We start from the raw sequence: 6,767 nt of genomic DNA, 5'->3' as shown, positions 1-6,767 counted from the left end.
CTGCCCTGGCTGTCGGCGGTGTAGATGCGAACCACCCGGCCCAGCGCGTCGTACTCGGTGCGCGACAAGCCCACGTCGGCGCTACCCGTGCTCGTCGACGAGCCGCTGTCCAGAAAGTACGGCTGCGTCTGCAGCACCACCTGGCCCAGGTCGCCGTACTCGGTGTCGGTGACGATCAGCCGGTTCGTGCCGCCAAGCTGCGCAGACCACGGCCGATCAGTTCAGCACGACCATCGGTGTAGCGTCGCGAGCCTCGCAATCAGTGCCTCTGAACGAATCCACCTTTGGCTTCGGATGTTGACGCATCCAACTCCCTGACAAAGCTGTCACGAATCTTCTGCAGCGATTCGGCCGCATTGGTCGCATACCCTGATTCCAGAGCATTTGCCAAATGCTTGGCAACGTCCGCCAAGATGGTGCCCCACGCACGCTCTTCTTGAATATTCATCGTTTCACGGTACATGCCGACTTTCATGGAGCAGTGAATTTTCTTCTCTGCGATCCACACTCGCAGCATTTCAACTGCGTCTTCGTCGCGCATAGCGGCTTCGGGAATCGGACGTTCATTCATCATCATTTCCTCAGTTGCTAGGAGGGGGAGTGATACCCCTGTTGTCCCATTTCTTGGGTGCGACCTCGTTGCGCTTGTTATCAAGCTCATCGACACCACCGCGATCATTGATCGCTTGCTGCTCCTTGGTACGACGAGTATCTCGGTCGCCTTTCGGATAAGTATCAACCACTTCGGCACCCTCCCGGTCACGGCCGTCTGACTTGTCTCGCTTGCGTTGGTCCATATCGTCCGTCGAACCAACATAGTCCTTTCCAGAACTGGTTTTATCGCCCTTGACACAATAGATGCAACCCTTCTCATTGCCTGCCTCGGTCGACAACCCGTCGGCCGCTTGTTCAGGCGAGTCACCCACAGACAATACCGCATCAACCATCTTCCACAGCACTGATCCGTTCTCGGCCTCCTTGTGGACGTACTCGCGAATGCCGCCAACCACTCTCGTGGTTTTGGCGGCCCCTGCGTTCAGGCCTTGTTGGAACGACTTTTGAGCTGGCGTGCCGGGTGCGGCCATCAGCACGAACGTCGGCGGCCCCGCTCTGAAGAGACCTCCCATGCACGACGACGTGCAGGTCAGGTTCGGTGCGGGAAGCGTCGGAACCGCAGTTCCGGTGATGTTCACCTGCTCCATCACGTACGCCTCAGGGTCCCAGGTCTTGTCGGGGAAATCGCCCCAGCCGCTCGGGTCAACGCGCGCCAGCGGGTCATTTCTTGCGTAGCTGTAGCGGTTGTAGGCCTGCAACTCGTTGGGGTCGGTCACCAACTTGTCAGGCGACAGGAAGCGCCCGATCGTCGCGTCGTACAGTCGCCCGTTCATGTGCGTGAGCCCGATATCGTCGAGCTGCTCGTGGCCGGTGAAGCCTCGGTCGGTGCCGCTGTTGACGGCCGAGCTCCAGTCGATGACGAGCGTGCCGGCGGCGTCGTAGTTGCCGTTCGCGAAGCGGCGCTTGCCGAACGGGTCATACGCATCGCGGGCCGTCACGTCACCGTTGTGATCCGTCGTTGCCGCGACGCTGCCCAGGTGATCCTTGTGCCAGTACTCCAGCTTCACCGCGCTCAGGCTCGACTGCACGGGTGGTGCGGTTTGCGTGGATCCGAGCACCGGCAGCGCTCCAGTCGAGACCAACACCCCGAGGCTCTGGCCGCCTGCGCTCAGGTAGTGACGGTTGCTCGTGACCGTTGGGTTCGCCGCGCTCGGGCTTGTCGGTGAATTGACCTCGCTCTCGAAGGCCAATCCGCCGGTGTTGTCCGGGTGCAGGTACCACGTGGTGCGCGTGCCGGCATTGGTGCCATTCGGAATCGTCCGCACCTCGCGGATGCGCGCATGGTCCTCGTCGTAGCTCCACACGTAGCTCGGCCCGCCCGCCGGGCCTTGCACACCCGCCTGACTGTCCGGCAGGTTGAAGCCGGTGTAGGTGATGCCGCGATATTTGCCCGCTGTTGCGCTCGCGATGTTCCCGTTCGCGTCGAAGCCGTAGGTGTTGGCTGCTGCCCCTTCGATGCTCTGGACCGCATGCGGCCGCACCGCGTTCGCCCCCTGCGCGCCGTAGCTGTACGCCCCCACATCGCTCTTGTAGAGGATGCTGCCCAGCGCGTTGTATTGCAGGCTCACTGTGCGCACCAGGCCGCTGATCGCAGGCGCAGCCACCGTGTAGCGCTGCAGCCGGCCGAGCGCGTCGTGCTCGAAGTTCTCCGTCACCGCGCCTGTGCTGCCATCCCCGTTCGCATCGTTGCGGTTCGTCAGCCGGCCCAGGCTGTCCCACACGTAGCCGTGGTTCAGCACGGTGCTTGCACCCGCCTTGCCCGACACCAGCCCGCTGGCCCGGCCGGTGAAGGCCTCGTAGGCCGAGGTGCTCACCACCGCATTGCTGTACTTCTGCTGCTCCAGCCGGTCCCACGCGTTGTAGCCCTGCGCCTGCCACAGCACCGTGCCCGCCGGCAGCGCGATGCTCGCACCTGGCGTGCCGCCCGGAGTCGCCGGCAACGGGTTCACCGTTACCGCCGTCGCGAGCAACACCGTGCCGAGGAACCCCTTCGGCGTGTACCCGTAGTTCACCGTCAGCCCGGTCGGCCACGTCTGCGTCGCCTGCCGGCCATTCGCGTCGTAGCTCAGCGCGCTCGCAAAGCTCGGCCCGTTCGCCACGGTCGTGCGGTTGCTGATGAGTCGGCCCAGGCTGTCGTACACCCACTGCTGGCTCATGTCGGTGCTGGCGCTGGTCGCGCACAGCTTGCCGATGCCCATCGCGCAGTTGTCGTAGGTCCAGGTGCTGCTGTACTCCGGCTCCGTGCGCAGCGTCATCCGCCCGAGCACGTCGTATTGCATCGTCGTCTGCCCGCCACGCTGCGCCTGCAGCGGGTTCTGCTGCCTCACCACCTGGCCCAGCGCGTCGTAGCGGTACTCGATCACCCCGGCATCCGGGTCGGTCAGCTTGAGCTTGTTGCCCCGCACGTCGTAGACGATCTGCACCGTGTTCTGCAGCGCATCCTTCGTCGCCACCAGGTTGCCGAACGCGTCGTGCTGGTGAACGATCTGCGCGCCCAGCGGGTCGGTGATGCGGATCGTGCGTCCTTCGACGTTCTTCTCCTCGGTGCGCACCTGCCCGCGGTCATCGGTCGACACCACCACCAGCGCGCCGTACACCGAGGTCGTCACTCGCGCCCGGCGGCTGCCGCGGTTGCCGAAGCTCACGCTGGGCTGGCTGCCCTGGCTGTCGGCGGTGTAGATGCGAACCACCCGGCCCAGCGCGTCGTACTCGGTGCGCGACAAGCCCACGTCGGCGCTACCCGTGCTCGTCGACGAGCCGCTGTCCAGAAAGTACGGCTGCGTCTGCAGCACCACCTGGCCCAGGTCGCCGTACTCGGTGTCGGTGACGATCAGCCGGTTCGTGCCGCCGGGTTGCGTGGATCCGTCGAAGGCCTCGCTCACCTGCCGCAGCGCGCGGCCAGCTCTGTCCACGTACTTGCGGGTGAACGGTCCGTTCTTGACGCCCTCTGCACCGCTCGCGTCGCGCGGCTCCACGTGCGTGAACATCATCGCGTCGGCGGGGATCTCGGCCGCGCTCGGGCTCGGGCAGCTCGGGCTGTTGGTCGACGTGTCGCCTGCCGCGTTCACCCGGCCCGCGATGTAGCAATACGCCGTGATCACCCGCGTGCCATCCGCATGGATCTCGCGCGTCGCGCGTCCCGCATCGTCGTACTCCCAACGCGTGGTCAACCCGTTTGCGTCCGTCTTGCTCAGCACGGTGCCGAAGCGCGGGTCCACCGTCTGCGTTTCCTCCTGCTGCAATGCGTTCTTGCTGCTGCTCGGTGCCGTCCACCGGGGCACGATGGCGCTGATGCCGGCGACGGTCACCGTCTGCGCGCCATAGGTCGTCGTGGCGGAGCGTGGCGCGAACAGCGCATCGCCGCTCGCGCCGGTGCAGTTCTGCTGCGTCACCCCGGTGCGGTTGCCGGCATCGTCGTAGATGTACTTCTTCACCACGCACTGCTGCACGTCGCCGAGCTCGGTCGTCTCGGTGTCCACCAAGCCATCGGGCAAGTAGGTGAAGTTCTTCGTGCGGGCGTAGCTGAACGGGTTGTCCACGCCTGTCACAGGTGGCAACTGGGCTTGTGCATGGGCGGAGCTCACCGCCACCCACACGATTGCTGCGAACAGGTTCTTCTTCACAGGCAGGTCCCCTTCACGATGGCCTTGCTCGTCGTCTGGGTGCCGAACGCGTTCTTCACGCTGAAGTTCACCGTGCGAGCGGTGCATCGGTCGTAGATCCACTGGAAGGTGCAACTCCCCGGTGACGCAGCCACACTGCCGCCCAGCGTGCAGGTGCTCGTGCCGGGTGTGCCCGCGTCGCTCTGGGTCACCGCGGTGATCGCCTGCGCGGCGCTGTACGGGTTGGCCACCGTCAGCGTGATCGTCGTGTAGGTGGTCGTCGACGTCGCGGTCGTGCTCAGATTGAACAGCGCACCGGGGATCGTCTGCACCGTGCCGCTGGCCGTGGTCGAGCCATTCACCGTCGCGCCCACCGTGCTCGCCGTCTGGTTGAAGCTTGTCAGGCTGCCGGTGGCCAGCTGAACCGTCATGGTGCACGCCAGGCCAGGCGTCACATTGGTACAGCTGTTGCCCACCACACTCAACACGCCAGGCAARCCAGACAAGCCCGACAGCGCCATCGGCACGTTGCCGTCGTTGCGCCACGCGATCACGTTCTGCGGCACCGCCGAGTTCTGGTTCACCGTGCCATAGCTCAGGTTGCCGCCGACAAGCGTCGCAACCGAGCCTGTCAACGTGCCCGAGACCGGGGCCGATGCYGCACCCAAGGTTCCGCCAGTCGCCACCAGCGTCTGCGCACCTTGCGCGCCGATGTTGCCGCCCGTGCTCATCGACACCGTCACCACGCAAGTGCCGCCCGCATCGACCGTGCAGCTGCCCGGTGCCACGCTGTACACGCCGCTGAGGCCCGACATCGCCAGCGTCACCGCCTGGTTGCCGCTGTTGGTGAAGCTCACCGTGCCGGAGGCTGCACCGCCACCCTTCGTGGCGCTCAACGCACCTGCGCCGTTGCCGGTGACCGAGATCGCCGAGCCGTACAACGTGCCCGCCACCGAGGCAGACACCGCACCGGTCGTGCCGCCGGTGGCCGTCAGGATCTGGCCGCCTTGCGCGCCTATCGCGCCAGCCGTCGTCATCGACACCGTCACCGCACAGCTGCCGCCCGCAGGCGCCACGCAGCTTGCCGGGCTCACCGAGTACGGTGCGCTCAAGCCCGACATCGTGAGCGTCGCCGCCTGGTTGCCGCTGTTCGTGAAGGTGACCGTGCCGCTTCCTGCTGCACCGCTCTTCTGCGCTGTCAGGCTCGCTGCGCCATTGCCGGTCACCGCGATCACCGACTGCAGGCCGGTGCCGTTCAGCGCGGCAGACAGCGTCCCCGCGCCCGTGCCGATGCTCACGCTGCCGCTGCGTGCGGCATTGGCCGTCGGCTGGAAGCGCACCGTGACCGAGCAGCTGCCACCCACCGGCAGCGAGTTGCCGCAGGTCGTSGAGACGAACCCGAAGTCGGTGCCGCTGACCGAGGAGGCCGCGGGCACTGCCACGCTCAGCGGGCCGACACCGGTGTTCGTCAGCATCGCGTTCTGCATCGATGCGCTGCCGACTGCAACATCACCGAAGGCCAGCGCCGACAGGCTGCCCGACGGCGCCTGGCCTGTGCCGGACAGCACCACGCTCTTGACGCCCAGCTCGGTGTTGAKGTTCAACCCGCCMGTGCGTGCACCAGCTGCAGTCGGGATGAAGCTCACGCTCACCGTGCACGACGCACCCGCCGGCAGTGTCGTGCCGCATGTCGTGCCCGAGAAGCTGAACTCGCTGCCCGACGCCGACGACACCGCCGCGGCGGTCGGCATCGTGATGTTGATCGCCACGCCGCCGGTGTTGCTCAGCAGCGCCGTGGCGCCGCTGCTCTGCCCGATCTGCGTGGCCGTGAAGACCGGCACGCTCAGCGTGGCCGTCGGCGGCGTGCCGCGCGTCGCGGTCGCATTCGGCGCCGTGCCGGCACTCGCACCGATGGCCGCCAGACTGTTCGGCACGCTGCGCTCCTGCGTCGAGCGCTGCACGCCACCCAGCACCCAGTTGTCGTCCGCGATGTTGTTGAGGGCGTAGTCGTGCTTCGTTGTCGCGGTGATGCTCTGTGCGACGTTCCCCGCGGCCGTCCCGGTGGTCACGGCCACCACCTCCTTCGGGTCCCCGTTCTCGTTGTAGCGCGTCGTCACGGTCGTGCCGGGCAGCACATCGCCGTTCAACTCCCGCGCGCTTTTGCTGCTCTGGAACAGGTACGGCCGCTGCAGCCGCACCGTGGCCGGCACCGGGCATGGCGCCGCGACGGTCGCGGCCGCTTCGGCCGTGGGCGACGCCGAGGCATCGCAGTAGATGTTGGCCTCGCTTGCCAACAGCACCGGCGATGTCTGGTTCAGCGAGCCGCGCCAGCTCTGCGTGCGCGCGGGCTGCCCGATGTAGGGGTATGACAGCGCRACCTGCGTCGACTGCGACAAGACGCTGCCGTCCGCTGCCGGCCGCTGGCTGCGCACCTCGCGGAAGCCGCGCGGGCCGCGGCCGTCGTGTGCTGCCTTGAAGCCGCGGTAGCCGAACTCTTCGGACACCGTGCCGCTGCCGACACCACTGTCGCGGTCGACGGTCGCGACCACG

The 6,767-nt window shown here is 66.5% G+C and carries 3 protein-coding genes; all 3 read right to left on the bottom strand.

The window, feature by feature from the left end; translation table 11 throughout:
- Nucleotides 1-259 precede the first annotated feature (259 nt).
- Entirely contained in the window at nucleotides 260-571 is a 312-nt protein-coding gene (locus tag AC1DXV_RS29325) for a DUF5076 domain-containing protein (protein WP_477872354.1), read from the bottom strand.
- A 10-nt stretch (nucleotides 572-581) separates the two neighbouring features.
- Nucleotides 582-4,238, bottom strand: coding sequence for an RHS repeat domain-containing protein (locus tag AC1DXV_RS29320; RefSeq protein ID WP_477936943.1), 3,657 nt, complete (start codon nucleotides 4,236-4,238; stop codon nucleotides 582-584).
- Nucleotides 4,235-6,767: beta strand repeat-containing protein (locus AC1DXV_RS29315; RefSeq protein ID WP_477936941.1), on the bottom strand; the 2,533-nt coding region annotated here is incomplete at its 5' end. The genes AC1DXV_RS29315 and AC1DXV_RS29320, both read right to left, overlap by 4 nt.

Source organism: Rhizobacter sp. P3_C12 (assembly GCF_056402735.1).
Note: the sequence above shows the minus strand (reverse complement) of the source record. Positions and strands in the feature narration are given on the sequence as shown.